General features: G+C 43.1%; 14 protein-coding genes. 9 read left to right on the top strand and 5 right to left on the bottom strand.

Annotation, left to right across the window (positions count from 1 at the left end; genetic code table 11):
- Window positions 1–816: 816 nt before the first annotated feature.
- Complete coding sequence (locus CAL7507_RS29485; protein WP_015132151.1) at window positions 817–2139, top strand: D-alanyl-D-alanine carboxypeptidase; 1323 nt, start codon at window positions 817–819, stop codon at window positions 2137–2139.
- A gap of 84 nt (window positions 2140–2223) precedes the next feature.
- Here the strand turns inward: CAL7507_RS29485 and lptC are convergent, their stop codons facing one another.
- The 3 genes from lptC to metG all read right to left on the bottom strand — a co-directional run bounded on the left by lptC (window position 2224) and on the right by metG (window position 5918).
- On the bottom strand, window positions 2224–3384 hold the full coding sequence (lptC, locus tag CAL7507_RS29480; RefSeq protein WP_015132150.1) for an LPS export ABC transporter periplasmic protein LptC: 1161 nt from the start codon (window positions 3382–3384) through the stop codon (window positions 2224–2226).
- An 81-nt stretch (window positions 3385–3465) separates the two neighbouring features.
- The gene (locus CAL7507_RS29475; protein ID WP_042341673.1) at window positions 3466–4095 is read right to left on the bottom strand and encodes an NYN domain-containing protein; all 630 of its coding nucleotides are present in this window, start codon (window positions 4093–4095) and stop codon (window positions 3466–3468) included.
- 221 nt (window positions 4096–4316) lie between these two features.
- Complete coding sequence (gene metG, locus CAL7507_RS29470) at window positions 4317–5918, bottom strand: methionine--tRNA ligase (RefSeq protein WP_015132148.1); 1602 nt, start codon at window positions 5916–5918, stop codon at window positions 4317–4319.
- Between the two features lie 381 nt (window positions 5919–6299).
- Here metG and CAL7507_RS29465 point away from each other — a divergent pair, with 381 nt between their 5' ends.
- From CAL7507_RS29465 to CAL7507_RS29445, 5 genes are all read left to right on the top strand, one after another.
- Complete coding sequence (locus CAL7507_RS29465) at window positions 6300–7025, top strand: 1-acyl-sn-glycerol-3-phosphate acyltransferase (RefSeq protein WP_015132147.1); 726 nt, start codon at window positions 6300–6302, stop codon at window positions 7023–7025.
- A gap of 725 nt (window positions 7026–7750) precedes the next feature.
- Window positions 7751–8572: an alpha/beta fold hydrolase gene (locus CAL7507_RS29460; protein WP_015132146.1), complete on the top strand. Its 822-nt coding sequence runs from the start codon at window positions 7751–7753 to the stop codon at window positions 8570–8572.
- A 166-nt stretch (window positions 8573–8738) separates the two neighbouring features.
- The gene (locus tag CAL7507_RS29455; RefSeq protein ID WP_015132145.1) at window positions 8739–9614 is read left to right on the top strand and encodes an SDR family oxidoreductase; all 876 of its coding nucleotides are present in this window, start codon (window positions 8739–8741) and stop codon (window positions 9612–9614) included.
- Between the two features lie 151 nt (window positions 9615–9765).
- On the top strand, window positions 9766–11262 hold the full coding sequence (locus tag CAL7507_RS29450; protein ID WP_042341670.1) for an HlyD family efflux transporter periplasmic adaptor subunit: 1497 nt from the start codon (window positions 9766–9768) through the stop codon (window positions 11260–11262).
- 317 nt (window positions 11263–11579) lie between these two features.
- Window positions 11580–12176: a two-component sensor histidine kinase gene (locus tag CAL7507_RS29445; protein ID WP_015132143.1), complete on the top strand. Its 597-nt coding sequence runs from the start codon at window positions 11580–11582 to the stop codon at window positions 12174–12176.
- A 1256-nt stretch (window positions 12177–13432) separates the two neighbouring features.
- Here CAL7507_RS29445 and CAL7507_RS29440 read toward each other — a convergent pair.
- On the bottom strand, window positions 13433–13954 hold the full coding sequence (locus CAL7507_RS29440) for an FKBP-type peptidyl-prolyl cis-trans isomerase (protein WP_015132140.1): 522 nt from the start codon (window positions 13952–13954) through the stop codon (window positions 13433–13435).
- 79 nt (window positions 13955–14033) lie between these two features.
- Window positions 14034–14357 (bottom strand): phasin family protein, encoded by a 324-nt coding sequence (locus CAL7507_RS29435; RefSeq protein WP_015132139.1) that lies wholly within the window; start codon window positions 14355–14357, stop codon window positions 14034–14036.
- Window positions 14358–14486: 129 nt separating this feature from the next.
- On the opposite strand from CAL7507_RS29435, the gene CAL7507_RS29430 reads away from it, so the two are divergent.
- The 3 genes from CAL7507_RS29430 (at window position 14487) to CAL7507_RS29420 (ending at window position 17552) form a co-directional block, all read left to right on the top strand.
- Window positions 14487–14792, top strand: a complete 306-nt coding sequence (locus CAL7507_RS29430) for a TIGR03792 family protein (protein WP_015132138.1) — start codon at window positions 14487–14489, stop codon at window positions 14790–14792.
- A 197-nt stretch (window positions 14793–14989) separates the two neighbouring features.
- Complete coding sequence (locus tag CAL7507_RS29425; RefSeq protein ID WP_042342587.1) at window positions 14990–16318, top strand: IS4 family transposase; 1329 nt, start codon at window positions 14990–14992, stop codon at window positions 16316–16318.
- A 349-nt stretch (window positions 16319–16667) separates the two neighbouring features.
- A complete protein-coding gene (locus CAL7507_RS29420) occupies window positions 16668–17552 on the top strand; it encodes a hypothetical protein (protein WP_015132136.1) in 885 nt (294 codons plus the stop codon).
- Window positions 17553–17559 lie beyond the last annotated feature (7 nt).

Raw genomic sequence — 17559 nt, 5'->3', positions numbered from 1 at the left:
TAAAGCCATGCATAGCACAAATTGAGGCTTGTCATACCAATTTAATTAATGATTGCGGCACATGGATTGTCGTCCAGGGCGGGGAAACCCATACGTGTCCACTTAACGTGAAACCCTTAAGTAATCGGACAAAAATATTTACAGTCATTGCGAGCGGAGCGAACGCGAACAGCGTCTCCCCGAGTGAGAAGAGAAGCAATCCCAACCCCTGCGATTGCTACCCTGCGGGAACGCTCCGCGAACATTCCGCTACGCTCCATACCCTTCTCCTGCGGAGACGCTGCGCGAACGGGAAGGCTTCGCCTACGCAATGACATTGTGTAATTAATTCTGTCAGACTACTTAAAAAGACATGATACTGACTCTACTCACTTAGCATTACGATCCGCATTACCCCACTCCGGCTTTGCTGGCGCAAAACCTTCCCTCCCCAAAGCATCGCTTGTATCTGTTGTATTCTTTTTTCAAATCGGTATCATCCTGAATGGCAACTGAACGAGATGTCCTGTTATGGGCGGTTCATTTGATTTAATTAATGCAACATTTTAGTCTGTCCACGCCACTACATTTTTATTAGTATAAAATCCCAATTAAAAGATATACTTACCAAACAGATTGAGTGATATTTATGTTGCTCAAATAACAAAAAGTATTTATTATTATTTGATTGTAAAGTAGGCGACTAAAACAATGTTATCCAACCTACTTCCAGATGGTGAAAACACCAGTTATTATGACTCCATGCTGATGACCATAACAAAGCTTCGTATATTAGCACAGGAAACAACGTTACACATCCTAATAGAGGAATAAAACATGCTGGAAATATTAGGTTCAGGTTTGGTTTCACTTTGGTTAGAAATGGCTGGGGTACAGATCAAACCTTTAGATGCCTTGGATACATTGGCTTGGCAAAGTAGCCCTGGCTTGGTTCTTGCCCCTGATCCAAATCCAGCTGGTGCTAATACGGTACAGGGATATTTGAAAGGGTTGATCACATCAAAGCTGGTGGCGCAAAATTTGGTGCAGAGTCAGGGAATTTGGATGCAGTCGGGGCCAATGTTGATGGCTAATCACCAAGGTACGATCGCTTTACCTGCTGCTTCTTTAACCAAAATTGCAACTTCACTGGTGGCTTTTAAAACCTGGGGGCCAAACCACCAATTTGAGACTGTGGTGAGTGCCACAGGGCCAGTCGTCAATGGCGTATTACAGGGCGATTTGGTGATTGCTGGTGGCGGTGATCCGATGTTTGTATGGGAAGAAGCGATCGCTCTTGGTAATACTCTCAATAAAATGGGGATCAAGCAAGTAAAGGGAAATTTGGTGATTACTGGCAGTTTTGCGATGAATTTCCAGCGTCATCCACTGCTTGCTGGTCAGTTCCTCAAGCAAACACTGAATTCCGCTACCTGGACTCGTCCAGAAAATTATATCCACTCGATTATGCCCAAGGGCACGCCTAAGCCAAAAGTCGTGATTGTGGGGACTGTGAAACTAGGGACACAGGCAAATCCTCAACAAAACTTACTAGTTCGTCACCGTTCCTTACCTTTAAGGCAAATCATCAAGGAGATGAACGTCTACAGCAACAACGAAATAGCAGAAATGTTGGCAGAGTCGGTGGGGGGTGCAGCCGTTGTACAGTCTACAGCTGCGAGGCTGGCTAGAGTCCCAAATACGGAAATTCAGTTAATCAATGGTTCCGGACTAGGCCCAGAAAATCGCATTTCTCCTAGGGCTGTTTGCGCTATGTTTATGGCAATGCAAAGGGAAGCAGCAGCCAACCAGCTAACTCTAGCTGACTTATTCCCTATGTCTGGTTTCGAGCATCGGGGGACGATGCACGCTAGACATATGCCTACTGGTACAGTGATGAAAACAGGCACTCTCCGGGATGTTAGCGCCTTAGCTGGAGTAATGCCAACACGCGATCGCGGTTTGGTTTGGTTTGCTATCCTCAACCGTGGTACAAATGTCTCTGGTTTCCGTGCTGGACAAGACCAATTACTGCAAAATCTTGTTAAACAATTGCAAGTAGCACCGGAAGTCCCCGTTACCCTCGCACCTAATTCAGTTATCAAGCCTCTACCCGAACTAGGTGCAACCAGTCGTAATGAGATTTTGTTTAGAAGTTAGTCAGGAGTCAGGAGTCAGGAGTCAGGAGTTAGGAGTCAAAAATTATTCTCCCAGTCCCCAGTCCCCATTACCCAGTCCCAAAGACTATTGACCCTGAACTTTTCCCCGGGGAATAATCTCTGTAATTACCCGACCTTTATTACTACCGCCTCTGACGACAATATTTTCGGTTTGCAGATTGCCGACGGCTGTTTCACCTGTAAAATTTAATGGCGGGTCGGCTTGCTTATAAACGACATCACCTTGAGCTTCCACCAACTTATTGTCGAGAAACCAAGTTAGAGTTTGAGATTGCAGAGACTGGCGACGGTGTCCAATGGCATTAACATTACCTTTTAAATAAACTGTTTTTTGTGGGATCTTCATTTCACCTTGATTGGCAGTCACGGTCACATTTTCGGTTTTATGTACCACGCGCACGGGCGAATTTGTCGAGACAGTTTCCGCACTGATGTTCCAAGCTATAGAGTTACTCGCTATCTGTATTGGTGGGTTTAGTACTTCTATTTGAGCGTTTTGTTTGATCGTGGCAATCTTGGTTTTTAAATCTACTTCGGCAGCGTTACCTCGGCCACGATCGCTAATTTGATTATTTTTGTAGTGGTCAATTTGCACAGGGCGATCGCCAATCAATTTTTCTTCTTTGATTTGCCAAAGTAAATGCTCAGTTCGCATTTGCACTTGGGGATCAGCGGAGTTTGCTACTACGCCTCCCGAAAATTCCATCCGTTGTTCACGGGTTTTAACTCGTGCTTCTTGCGCTACTGCTTGTAATTGTTTATGAGTACCTTGGAGTTGGTTGCGAACAATTAATAAATCTTCTTTGGGACGCCACTCTAATTCATTACCTCGCAAAACAATGCCATTACGAGGGTCTGTAGCCTCTATTTTACCTTTAAGAAATAGCCGCTTCCCATCCTGTTCAACATCTGCTTTTTCGGCTTTGATTTGATAAACTACTTTGCCATCTTGGTAGAGTTCTCCAGATGGACTTTCAGCCTGACCAATTTGTTTTTCTTTAGTATATTTTGCTTCTTTTGCATTAACTTTCCAAACTGGTCGCCCTACTTCATCAAACTGTTCAAAAGCAACACCAAAAAAAGTCAGCTTACTATTCTCATCTTGTTCAGGGGAACCAGAAGCATTTGGTTTAGAAGCTTTAGGGGATCTACCCCCACAAGCAACCAAACCAATTAGCAAGAAAAAGGTTAAAGCTAGGTAAGCTAGCCGGCATTTAAGTTGCATATTTCATCGTGTTAACCGTTGACTGTTAACAGTCAACAGTCAACTGTCAACTATCAACATTCTTGTTTTGTTGATGCTTCATTAGTCTTGGATTTCTAGCTGTCCGTCAGTATCTCTGGGGTCTTCTAAGAAACCTATAGTGGATAATGGTCGATATGGATAGCTTTGACGAGGAGTTTTTTGGATGTCTTCTTTGATGGCTTCTAAGTCAATGTAGCGATCGCTCACATTGATTAAGCTATCACTAGTCATGGAGCGCAAACTCACAACCTCAACCCGCACACCGCGATAACTAACTGAATTCACGGCGTAGGCTAAATCTCCATCACCACTGACTAACACAGCTGTATCGTATGAATCTACCAAAGCCATCATATCTACGGCTATTTCTACATCCAGATTGGCTTTTTTTGAGCCATCTGGTAGCTGTACCAAATCCTTAGCGATGACTCGATAGCCGTTACGACGCATCCACAAGAGAAACCCTTGTTGCTTCTCGTTAGTCCGGTCTACCCCTGTGTAGAAAAAAGCCCGTAGCAGTCTAGAACCGCCAGTTAATCGACATAGCAACTTCGTGTAATCAATTTCGATTCCAAGTTGTAGTGCGGCATAAAACAGATTTGAGCCATCAATAAATATAGCGACTCGACCTCTATTTTCCAAAACTTGTTCTGGTGTAAATATCGAATCATTTTCCAAATTATTCAACATCATTGTCATACCTCGGATTTTATGCTTGTAATATTTGATACAAAAATAGAACGGCTTATGATAATCTTTCAGAGCTAATAAAAACAGCCCTGATAAAGTTTTTGCAAGAAATTAGGAGTTGAGCAAAATCAAAAATTTTAAGATGGAACAGGAATAAAAAACGGGGATCTTCACACTTAAAAGTATGAAATTTAAAAAGTCCTACCCCAAAGGGGCTTGGTCTAATCGTTTTTTAGGGGTTCTAGTCGCTTAAAAACTGGCTGGGGTGTACCCAATTGTTGTTCACTGGATAGTAACCCCCATTCAGCATGGGTGCAAAAAGGTGCAGCAATAGCACTTTCTATTTGATCGTTAAAGTTGATTCCAAAACCCAGTTGTTGATAAATATCGTTACTGATATTCGGAATCACTGGAGACAGGAGATAAGCTGCTAGTCTAACTGATTCTAGAACTGCATATAGCACTTCTGCTAATGCTTGCTGCTGTCCCTGCTTATATAATGACCAAGGAGCTTGTTCATCAATAAACTTATTGCTAGCCCGTACCAGCAAAAGGACGCCCTCGCAAGCTTGATTGAAAGCTAGCGCTTCGTAGGCTTGTTTTACCTGTTCCCCTAGATGTGAACCCATCGCTTTTAAAGGATTTTCAGCAGTCATGGCTGTATTTGCGACTGGTGGCACATTGCCGGCACAGTATTTCTTCACCATGTTCAAGGTGCGATTGAGCAAGTTGCCTAAATCATTTGCCAAATCTGCATTCAGAACATTAATGAATCTAACTTCATTAAAATCGCCATCTTTGCCAAATTCGATTTCCTTAAGGAAGTAATAACGAACGGCGTCGCTACCATATTGCTGGACTAGACCTACGGGATCAAGGGTATTCCCTAGGCTTTTACCCATTTTCTGACCATCTTTGGTCAAAAATCCATGCCCAAATACTCTGTCTGGCAAGGGTAAGCCAGCAGAGATTAGCATTGCTGGCCAATACACTGCATGAAAGCGCAGGATATCCTTGCCAATTAGGTGTAAATTGATTGGCCACCATTTGGCTAAAGCGTTTTCTAAGGTTGGTTCAGCATCGGGTTCCAATAATGCTGTGACATAACCTAGCAAAGCATCAAACCAGACATAAAGGGTATGTTTGGGATCATTTGGTACAGGAAAGCCCCAGTCTAAATTTACCCGCGAAATCGAAAAGTCTTGTAACCCCTGATTCACGAAGCTTAAGACTTCGTTACGGCGGCTTGATGGTTGAATGAAATCTGGGTGAGATTGATAAAATTCTGTGAGTTGAGTTTGATATTTAGATAAGCGAAAAAAGTAGTTCTGCTCGTCTCGCCACTCGACTTCTTTGTTAGTGTGAATTGGACAACGGTGTCCTTCTAGTAGATCCCGTTCTTCTTTGAATTCTTCACAGGATACGCAATACCAGCCTTTTTGTTGTCCTAAATATATATCCCCGGCTTCCCATACACGCCCAAAGAATTCCTTGACGATCGCTTCGTGACGAGGCGCCGTAGTCCGACTGAAGCGATCGAATTGAATGTTTAATAATTCCCACAGGCTGACAAAGCTAGGAACGATTTGATCACAAAATTCTTGCGGTGCTTTTCCTAAAGTCTCGGCTGTCCGCTGGATTTTTTGCCCATGCTCATCTGTACCTGTAATCAGTAGTACTCGGTTTCCCAACTGCCTCTGAAACCGTGCTACGACATCAGCGGCGATCGTTGTATAAGCACTACCTATGTGGGGTATATCGTTTACATAATAAAGCGGCGTTGTCAGTGCAAATGTCTTTTCTGTTTTATTCACTAGATTCATGCAAAATAAAAATTAACTTATTAAAACGGTTTCTATCTTACTTATATCGTCAAAGCCAAGTGATTATATTACATTACTCCCAATTTTTCAAATAACACATTCATACTAGCAAATTTATTGGGTTAACGATTGTTTGATGATATGTATAAGTCCAGCTAATTTAGTGCTGAAAGGTTGAGTGTAGGTGCTAATAATTTTTCATGAAAGCTTTTATTGCATTGATTGTGACTGTAAACACAAAAACTCCAACTCAGAACATATAGCTGCCTCTATGGATTAAGACATTTCTACCTTAAGACTGTAGTAGCAGTAATAAAGAAATGTAAAAGTTAAGTCAAGATAATAAATTGCGATATTTTCTGAAAGATATACTAATTAGTCATGAGTCTAAATAGCCCCCTAGAGATGTCTCGCGCTTTCTTGGCGGCACTCTCGACCCAAATGTTTTGCTATTATGAGGATCGTATTCCCAGAGATGCGAGCGTGTTAGTGGTGAGTAACCATCGCAGTTTTATGGATGCAATGGTTTTAATGGCGGCGCTATCGAGTCCGATTCGCTTTGCTTGTCATCACTACATGGGACAAGTACCAATCATGCGAGAGATTGTCACAGGGCCATTGGGGTGCTTTCCTTTAGAAGAAAGCCAACATCGCCAGCAGAGCTTTTTCCAGCAGTCAGAAATTTTGTTGCAGTCTAAGCAGATGGTGGGGGTATTTCCAGAGGGAACTGAGCCAATGGTAAAATTTACTCAAGCCTCTCAATTAGGTAACTTTCAGCGGGGTTTTGCTCATTTGGCATTGCGAGCTGATGTAAATGATTTGGCTATTTTGCCAATGGCGATCGCCTCCTTAGAAGAAGTAAATACTCCTGCTTTCCCTCTACGGTTGTTGAGTTTGTTTGACCCTTCAGAACCGGCATTTCAGCAGCCAGGTTGGCATCCCTTGGTTTTATATCGTCGGGTTGCCGTATTAATTGGTAATCCTTATTGGATTAAGCCTCAATATCAAGCAAAATATCAGGGAAAAAGAGCAAAAACTGTTGTTACTGAACTAACAGAACACTGTCATCATGAAATCGTGAATTTACTGCGTCAAGGTTGTTATTAAATCAGTTAACAGTTATCACGGTTCCAGTCAGGGGGTAAATCCCAGATCTGAAACCTACTGCTTATATTCGTGGGAAACTTAAGTCCTGGCACGGCTTGCAGCAGTTATTGTGCTGATAACTGTTAAAGCCAATCCTAATTTAGACATCTATATATCTGATGCAAAAATAATCCAGGAAAGAAGGCTATTTGAGTTGTACTGTGTTTTGGCAAAAATCAAATATGAGTTTGATATTTGTATGGCAGAGTACAATTAGTAATTGACCTTGCCTATATATATCCTGTGTATATAGCAATCTTATTTGATTTCTGAAAAAATCTCCGTATCTGTAGGGTGGGCAATGCCCACCAAAACCCGGATATGGTGGGCATTGCCCAACGCCACTTGACGCCAGTCCGCTCAAGTCGGGAAACCCGCCCACACGGCTGGCTCCTTTAAGCCGGGAAACCCGTCCAACGCAGTGGCTCCCCTACGTATATTTCAAAAATCAAATAGTAGTCCTATAGCAGTCTGGAGTTGGCTCTTAACTCCCTCCTCACAGCTAATTGCTGTATTTCTTAATTAAAAAAGTTGGATTTTATGTAGTTTTAGCTATCTGCGTTATGATTCTATGAGAATTTTGACTTCACTGTAACACTTAAAATACCCATTAGTTACCATAAGTAAAATTTGGGGAATCCATAGAAAAAAGTCTATAAAACAAAAAATTAAAATCTGATCTTGCCATGCCAGAAGTAGAGCTAAAACCATGTTTCCTCACTCCCAAACGGATACAGCCAGAACTACCGCTGTTTGTATATTTGCCGGGAATGGATGGAACTGGTGAACTATTGCGATCGCAAACTGCTGGATTAGAAGCCGGCTTTGATGTCCGGTGTCTGGCGATTCCCCGCAAAGACCTAACTACATGGGATGAACTGAGTAACAATGTATTGGACTTAATTCATGCAGAGTTAGAAAAAAACTCCCAAAGACCAGTTTATTTGTGTGGTGAGTCCTTTGGGGGTGCATTGGCGATGAAAGTAGCTGTCAAAGCGCCCCATCTGTTTAAGCGTATTATCCTCATTAATCCGGCTTCCAGCTTTCATCTGCGCCCGTGGTTAAATTGGGCATCTCAACTAACTGACTTAGTGCATCCATGCCTGTATGAGATTGGCGCATTAGGCTTATTACCATTTTTAGCCTTTCTGCCGCGGATATCACGCAGCGATCGCCATGAATTACTAAAAACTATGCGTTCAGTACCGCCAGAAACAGTCCATTGGCGATTGTCTTTGCTCAGAGAGTTTCATATTGAGGAAGCACAGCTACGCCGTCTTACTCAAGCAACTTTATTAATCGCCGGTGTCTACGATCGCCTCTTGCCTTCTGTTTGCGAAGTGAGACATTTGGCCAATATCCTACCAAACTCCGAAGTCGTGATACTACCCTACAGCGGACATGCTTGTCTACTAGAAAAAGATATTAATCTTTATGACATTCTTCAGAAGCAGAACTTTCTGGAAAGTAGAGCGAAAAAAGTTCCAGCCTTAGAGGTGAGGGGGTAGAGAGGGAGCAGGGAGCAGGGAGCAGGGAGCAGGGAGAAAAGGGAGTAAAATTCCTTTCCTATTCACCAGTCCCCAGTCCCCAGTCCCCAGTCCCCAATCCCCAGCCCCCAATCCCCAGCCCCCAATCCCCAGCCCCCAAAAGTGTTAGTTGATATTAGGTCATTTTATGTTTCTGGTAACTGGAGCAACCGGAGGAATTGGTCGCCGAGTCGTGCGACTTTTACGCCAGCAAGAAAAGTCAGTGAGAGCATTTGTCCGCCTCACTTCCCATTACGGCGAATTAGAACACCGAGGAGCGGGAATTTTTATTGGTGATTTGCAACGGGAACAGGATATCCAAAAAGCTTGTCAGGGCATCCAGTACATTATTAGCGCCCACGGTTCTGATGGTGATGCCTTATCCTTAGATTACCGCGCCAACATTGAACTGATTGATCAAGCAAAAGCCAATGGAGTGGAGCATTTTGTATTTATTTCTGTGCTGGGTGCAGATCGGGGTTATGAAGATGCTCCCGTTTTCAAAGCTAAACGAGCAGTCGAGCGATATTTAGTAGCCAGTGGCTTGAATTACACTATTTTACGCCCAGCTGGATTAGCATCGAACTTGCTATCATTAGCAGAACGTTTTCGGGAAACAGGGTTATATTTACTAATCGGTGACGCCAAAAACCGCACTTCTGTGGTTAGTACAGATGATTTAGCAAGAATAGTGGTGGATTCTTTCACAGTTGCAGGCGCTCGTAACCAAACTTTAGCCGTTGGGGGCCCAGAGATTTTAGCACGTGCAGAGATTCCCCAAATTTTTAGTCGCATCTTCCACAAAGAAGCCCTCGTGATTAACCCGCCACTCTTTGCTGTTGATAGCTTACGCAGTGCATTAGGTTTATTTAATCCCCAAACACAACAAGCATTGGGAACCTATCGCACTTTACTGGCCAATGAATTTTTCTCCACCAGAGAGGAAGTAACCAATTTAGAAAGGATTTTTAACTTCCAATTGGAGACATTAGAAAATTTTGTCCGGCGCTATTTAGCCGTTTGACACGGGGACTGGGGACTGGGGATTGGGGATTGGGGATTGGGTAAGGAAAAAATAATTAATGACTCCCGACTCCCGACTCCCGACTCCCGACTCCCTCAATCTCCCCATTCCCCCACTTCGCCACTCCCCACTTTCCCTTTTCCAAACTCTTATGAAATCTTCTTTAGCAGCTAATGCTCCTCAAGCGCGTCAGACAAAACAGCAATTTGCTAAACCAGACGAACAGTTATCTTATGAATTGGGTAAAGCAGTACAGGAATTACCACCCCTCTATACGAGATTGTTAGCGGGAACGATGAGCGTAATAGTATTGGGGACGATCGCCTGGGCGAATTTCTCAGAAATTGATGAAGTCGCAACCGCGCCAGGGGAATTAATTGCTTCAACTCAAGTGCGGCCTGTAACATCCCTCGGTGGTGGTGTCATCCTCGCTGTGAAGGTAAAAGAAGGCGATCGCGTCACTAAAAACCAGGTTATAGTGCAACGCGATCCCAACTTGCAGCAAGCTGATGTCATCCGTCTGACTAAAGCTACTAAGTTGATTCAAGAAGACTTACAGCGTTTGGATGCAGAACGTATCGGTGTCAAAAATACTGGGACAAAATTGCAAGATGAACTGTTAAACTCCCGTCTGTCAGACTTCCAAGCACGTCAAGCCAGCGCCGAAGCGGAAGCAAATCGTCAAAAGTCAATCATCGCTCAAGCTAAAGTCCGCTTGACTAAGTTGCAAGAAAATTTGGTTAACACCAAAAATAGCTTTGTTAATGCTCAAACTAACTTGGCGAATGCAAAAAATATCAGCGCTAAAATTGAGAGCAATTTAGCGATCGCTCAACAACGAGAACAAAGCCTACGCACCCTCACTACTCCCGGTGCTATCCCCAGAGTCGATTATCTGGATGCACAAGAAAGATTAAATCGTGCCAATACAGAAATTATCAAGGCTAAAGATGAGGTGACTAACGCTCAAAATAGAATCACCGAGGCTCAAGATAAAGTATCATCTCTAGAGAAGGATATTGCTGGACAATTCCAAGAAATTCGCCAAGCTGAACAAGCCTATCAAGCTGCTCGCAATCAGCAAGAGCGTTTAGCATCAGAACGCCAAAGCGAGATTTTGACTCAGATCAACAAGCGCAAAGAAGAACTCACCAACGTTGCTGGTCAGTTGGAGCAAGCGAGAAATCAACAAAATGAAGAAACTATCAAAGCTCCTGTTTCCGGGACTATCTACAAAATCAAAGCCACTAGAGGGCCAGTACAAGCCGGTGAAGAGCTATTGTCAATTTTACCAGAAGGGGAAGAAATCCTTCTAGAGGTCAAAGTCCTCAACCGCGATATTGGATTTATTCGTCAGGGAATGAAAGCAAAGGTAAAAATGGCGACCTTCCCCTTTCAAGAATTTGGCGTTATTGATGGTGATGTCGTCCGCGTCAGTCCGAATGCGATCGCTGATAAGGAATTAGGCTTAGTTTTCCCCACCAGAATTAAGCTGAATAAACACTCAGTGAATGTTCGGGGTCAAGAAATCACATTTACCCCAGGAATGACCGCTAATGGCGAAATTGTCACTCGCAAAAAGTCGATTTTGACATTCATTATGGAGCCTGTGACGCGGCGCTTTAGTGAAGCCTTTTCTGTTAGATAAGTAAGTCGGCGTGAATAATTATCATTGGGATAAGACAGGGTAAGCTCATCTAATTTAGTATAAAATTAACTTGACAAATTCAGCAATACAAGCATAACCAAGGGGATAAAAACGTACTTGACATCAGAGCAAGATAAGTGAGATGACTTCCATACTGTCGTCGAAAAACTCAAGGAATAAAGCTTTATGTGTGAGGGGTTTGAAACTAAAGTAGTGTAGAATATGCGATCGCCGCCTTTCAAGATATTAGCGATCGCAAGCAGGCACAAAAAACGCTCATAGACAACGTTCGCTTAGAACAGGAAATTAGCGATGCCGTGGCGGCGGCTACGCAACGCAAAAAAATAGAAGCAGAACTCGAACAGGCTAAAGATACCGCCGAAACTGCCAACCGTGCTAAAAGCACATTCCTTGCTAACATGAGCCATGAATTGCGAACTCCCCTGAATGCGATTCTCGGCTTTTCCCAACTGATGAACCAAGACGCAAATCTCTCAACCGCACAAAAAGATCATCTTGGCATTATTCATCGCAGCGGAGAGCATTTGTTGACACTGATTAACCAAGTGCTAGACTTGTCCAAAGTTGAAGCGGGACGCATGGTTTTATCGACAAATAACTTTGATCTGCATTACTTACTGGCTAATATCGAAGATATGTTTGTATTGAAAGCCAAAGATAAAAACTTGCAGTTGCGATTTGATTGTGCCGTCGATGTTCCCCAATATATCTGCACTGATGAAATTAAGTGGCGGCAAGTACTGATTAACTTGATTGGTAATGCGATTAAATTTACCGCCTCTGGCAGTGTGTTAGTTAAAGTCGGAATCAGTGCCCAGATGCACAGGGGTAGTGGAGAAACAACTATTACTTTTGAAGTCGTTCACGCTATAGATGCAGAAAACAGAGGTTAAAACGAAGATACGAGAATTCATTTCTCAAATCCTGTTGACATTACTCGAACCCTGCACCTAGTAGTCTGTCAGGGTTGAAATGAGGGACTGTAGTGTGAGCGTCTCGCTCACGCGGGCTTTTCGGCCCGCACTACCAAAAACCCCTCAAAACAAAATTGACAAACCACTAGTACAAGAAGGCTGAAGTATGAAGTATGAAAGTATGAAGTATACTACAAACGGATAAAAGCTGAACTTTGTCATACTGAGCGTAACGCAGTGAAGAGAAGTATCTCGGAGATTCTTCCCTTTGGTCAGAATGACAGTTCTAAGCCGTTTTTAGTATATATGCTGTAGGCTTTTCGTGGTTTTAGAATAGTAGCTTTATTTACGCCGTGGCGTACTAGATGGACTAAATCTTAACCTAGCTGGGATAGTGCCACTTTGTTTCCAACTTGATTGCTGATCTGGCAAGTCCGCTTGTCAATAGGCTTTGAGACGCGCTAACCCTGTGGGATAAGACAGGAGACAGGAGACAGGAGGTAGGAGGTATGCGTAAGTCCTGTCAAAGCCTTTTTTACTTCAGAATCCTAAATCCTGACTCCTGAATTCTCTAAAAAGCAGCTAGTAATGTACCTATAGTAAAAATCAACAACACACCGAGGAGTGCGAAAAAAATCACATAGTAGGGAGCATGATTCACTCGATCTAGATATAGATTTCTCTTTTTATCTTTCTCAGTTAGGGGTGTAAAATGCATATCTTGCATGATTTTTTCTCCCTTGTTTATTTATGAATGGAATAGACTTTATCTACTTAAGTAGATTGGCTCCATCAAGTCCATCAGTTGAGTTTTGTAAAATTTCCTCAGACATTTACATCGGTCTGTCTATCAATGCCTATCTACTTATTCTTATATTCAACTATAGTTAGAATCTAATTGCGAGTGATTGATAAAAATATACAAAATAATTCAGTTAATTTAATTAATCACAACAGAATGTAACTTTGGCAAGGCTTCTACTATAACAAATTTATCTGAGTTGTAATAACTTGCTGAGTCTAACAGTTTTAATCTGGATGCGTTAGTAGGTTGCATGATAGCCACCTTTGCCTGAAACGATTATATTTGAATTGTTTATGCGCGATCTTTGTTTAAATATGAACTTAACTTTTATTTTGAAGTGGGGACAAATGACAACGCGCAAACTCTGAGCGGAGGTTTCCTCCGCTCAGAACTTTAAAAGAGAGGACAAATGACAAAATCCCCCCATTTCCTATTTAATTTCCAGCAATTCCACATCAAAAAGTAGAGTCGCGTTGGGTGGAATCACGCCACCAGCGCCACGAGCGCCATAACCTAACTCTGAGGGGATGATTAACTGACGACGATCGCCTACTTTCATCGTGCTAAGTCCTTCATCCCAGCCTTTAATCACTTGTCCAACGCCGATTTTAAAGCTGAAGGGTTGGCTGCGATCGCGTGAACTATCAAACTTAGTACCATTTTCGAGAGTGCCGGTGTAGTGAACTACAACCGTTTGTCCAGTTTTAGGAGTATCTCCAGTCCCCTGTTCTAACTCAACGTATTTTAATCCAGAAGGGGTGGTGACAACTTTGGCATCAGACATAGTTTTATTTGCAACTAAGGTATTGTTTTCAGCGATAGTAGTGGCTACTGGTGCAGTTTGGGTTAATTTAGCAGCGATCGCAGAGTCCTGTCTACTGCCAACTTGCGCTAACACCAAAACCACCACACATGTCAGCATGAGCGCCACACTGAGTAAAATTGCTTTCAAAATCAGTTCTCCCTATTTTAAGTAGTCTGGCTATAGGATGACTAACAGGACACATTTAGTTTAAATCACAACGGATATTTTAACGCCAAAGTTTATTTTCTAAATCGCGCACTTGACGCTCTAAACGGTCAATTCTGCCCCGTAGTTCATCTACTTCAGACTGACGAGCCACGCCCAAATCCTGCATCATATTTCGCATTTGGCGTTGCATTTGGGCATCCCAGTTTCCTTGCTCAGACTTGAGCTGCTGTGCAATATCATCCATTACGGCTTTAGCTTGCTCAGGATTGAGCTTACCATCCTTCACCAATTCATCGCCGACTTGTCGCAGTTTGTCCGCTACCAAAGACGTAGTACCAATACCCAGCATTAATAACTGCTGCATCCAATTGTTATTATCCATATTTTCTTTCTCCTATTGATTTCAAACCAGCCCACTACTCCTGTACGCAATCAGGCTATGCTAGAAGCGTCGTTATTCTAGCCTACAACTCTATTTTGGCAAATTCGCAAACACATCGGAGCGTAGAGTTTGGTTATAGAACTGCTCAGGTTTAAAGTCACCCCCGAACTGCGGGAGAATTACATCCAAAAGGATGCGGAAATCTGGACAACAGCACTAGCTAAGTATCCAGGATTTCTGGGTAAAGAAGTCTGGATTAATCCCCACAACACCACAGAAGTTATCTTTATAGTTCGTTGGGAAACAAAGGAACAGTGGCAAGCCATACCCCAAGCCGATTTACAGGCTATAGAAAAAAATTTCGCTCAAGCATTCGGAGATAATTATGAGCTGCTGGAGCTAGCAGAGTATCAAGTGCGAAAATTTGCGAATTAGTTATCGAATTACCCCACCCTAACCCTCCCCTTGGAAAGGCTACGGTGTACACACAAGTGCTAGTAAACTACTAAGGGAAGGAGTTGTGGGGAGTAAAAGGTGGTGGAAAATCCAATAATGATTCACGCTCAACAGTGGGATGGAATTGCTTTTGGCGACCCAAGGTTGATAAAAAGGGGGCAGCATTGTACCAAGCAATGGAAAAACATCAATCAGTCAGCATTCGCCAAATAAGTAGAAATAGAGCAGAACAGGTGGGGTACTACCGCTTTTTGTCGAATGAGAATGTGACAATAGGGGAATTAGTCGGCAGCCTATCAGACCACTGTGTATCACAGGTAGAAGACAAGCATATATTAGCCATCAGTGATAGTAGCGAAATTAACTTGCAGTCTCATGTTGGTAGGTTGAAAGCAGAGGGTCTAGGTGTAGTCGGAAACAACACAGACGTAGGGTTTTATATTCATCCAACTTTAGTATTGGATGCAGAGAATGGATTTCCATTGGGATTAAGCACAGTACAACTGTGGACGCGAGAGATAGACCATGCCGATAAGCATGAACGAAATTACAAAAAGTTACCGATAGAGGAAAAAGAATCATACAAATGGCTGCGTTCAGCCGATGAAACCCAAAGATGTTTAAGTATTGGTAATGCCAAAATGGTGACTCATATCGCCGATAGAGAAAGCGATATGTATGAAGAATTTACGACCGTACCAAATCGCAAAAATCACGTGTTGGTCAGAGCGCGCATTGACCGTCGCCTCATAGGAAAGACCCAATCGCTGTATGCGTATTTAAACCAACAGCCGAGCGAGGGCACTTACACCGTGGACGTTCCAGCAGATCCACGTATTGGTAGAACTACAAGAGAAGCATTATTAATTGTGCGCTGTGCGATGGTCAAAATTCAACGTCCAGAGAAATTGAGTGCCAAAGATTATCCGCCTAGCGTGAAACTTTACGCAGTGGAAGCAGTGGAAGTCAACCCACCTGCGGGTACTGAACCGATTCATTGGCGATTGTTGACCACCCACCACGTTGTTTGTTTGGAACAAGCACTACAAATCATTAGATGGTACACATGGAGATGGCGAATTGAACAACTATTTGCCATCCTCAAAACTGCTGGTTTAAATCTCGAAGCTACTCAGCTTGAGTCCATTGCTGCCATTAAGCGACTGAGTGTTTTAGCTTTGTCAGTAGCTGTGCGAATTTTACAAATGATTCAGGGACGGGATAATCCTGAGTTGTCTGCAAATCTAGCTTTTTCGGATGAGCAACAGCAATGTTTATCTACTCTTGCACCAACTGTAGAAGGTCACACTCCACGTCAACAAAATCCCTATCCTCCTCATTCCTTACCTTGGGCTACCTGGATTATTGCTCGTCTTGGTGGTTGGTCTGGTTACAAGTCTCAAAAACCTCCAGGAATTACTACTTTGACTCGGGGGCTTAAGCAGTTTGAATCCACCTTTTTTGGCTGGAAACTCGCTCTGGGTCTACTTGTGTGTACACCGTAGCCTTATAAAGGTGAGGGAACAGTCTCCCCCCTTGACAAGGCTACCGTGTATACACAAGTCGGCAGACCTCTCCCCAAACCCCTCTCCGACGCGGAGAGGGGCTTTAAAGATTGGCTCCCCTTCCCTCGTAGGGAAGGGGCTGGGGGTTAGGTCTGAGAGCGCTTTGAGCAAAATAAGTCACTTGTGTATACACCGTAGCCTTGACAAGGGGGGATTAAGGGGGGTAGAACCCGGATCTCAAAGTAACTCCGATTTGTGTGTACACGGTAGCCTTTATAAGGGGAGGGTTTAGGGTGGGGTAATTCGAGAACTTGTGTGTACACCGTAGACTATTGCTTGGAGTGTTTCTGTGACCTCAAACCCTAATCCTTCCCCAGACCCAAATATTTTAGGCAAGTTTACCAGCGTAATTGGTTTATTCGGTGCGGCGCTGTTCTTTGCTGGCTGGATTTATCGCTGGTCATATTTCTACTTTTTTCAGCTAGAAGTTTCTAACCTAGACTTACCTACACAGTCGTTTCTCATGGTTCCCCTGCAAATATTTTTTGGGGATGTCTGGGCTATTGGCAAAACTGCGATCGCATTTTTGTTGACTGCAGTTGCTATCAACATCACATTATGGTTAATTGCGATCGTCAGCGAAATAGTAGTTAGGATTTTTAACTACTTACTCTCAAATCGCATTATCCCCGCTACCCAACGTAAACAATCTAGAAGCGCTAAATTATTGAATTCTCTGGCTGTATATAGTTCTTCTCAACTGCGCTTTGTGGATTTTCTGCGCTCCTTAATCAATGAAATTGTCATTGTCTCCTGGGTCTTAATTGTGATTTTTTGGTTAGCGCAGTCCCAAGGTATTGCTGATGCTCGGCGTGATGCTGGGCAAAATTCCACTTTACCTGTAATTGCTCTGATTTCGCCTGAAGAAAAGTTTGCAGTGGGGCGCAAACTTGATGATGTGTTTACTAATCCCACGTTGAAAGGCTACAAAATCATTGGCGATAGAGGTCTATTTAATGACCTACGAGGTACGGAAGATACTGACACCAGTAATCCCAATCAGTTGAGAATTTGGCGCTTACTCCTAGAGCGTAGCGGCTGGATATATTTATTTAAAGCTTTACCAGCAAATGCAACACCGAGCGATCGCCCTGCATTGATCGCTATTCAACAAGGTGATAAGGGATACTTAATGATTCGCAGTCCAGAAGTTTCTAAAACCAGTTCTCCTTAATCACAAC

This window comes from Calothrix sp. PCC 7507 (assembly GCF_000316575.1).
Taxonomy (GTDB): Bacteria; Cyanobacteriota; Cyanobacteriia; order Cyanobacteriales; family Nostocaceae; genus Fortiea.
Note: the sequence above shows the minus strand (reverse complement) of the source record. Positions and strands in the feature narration are given on the sequence as shown.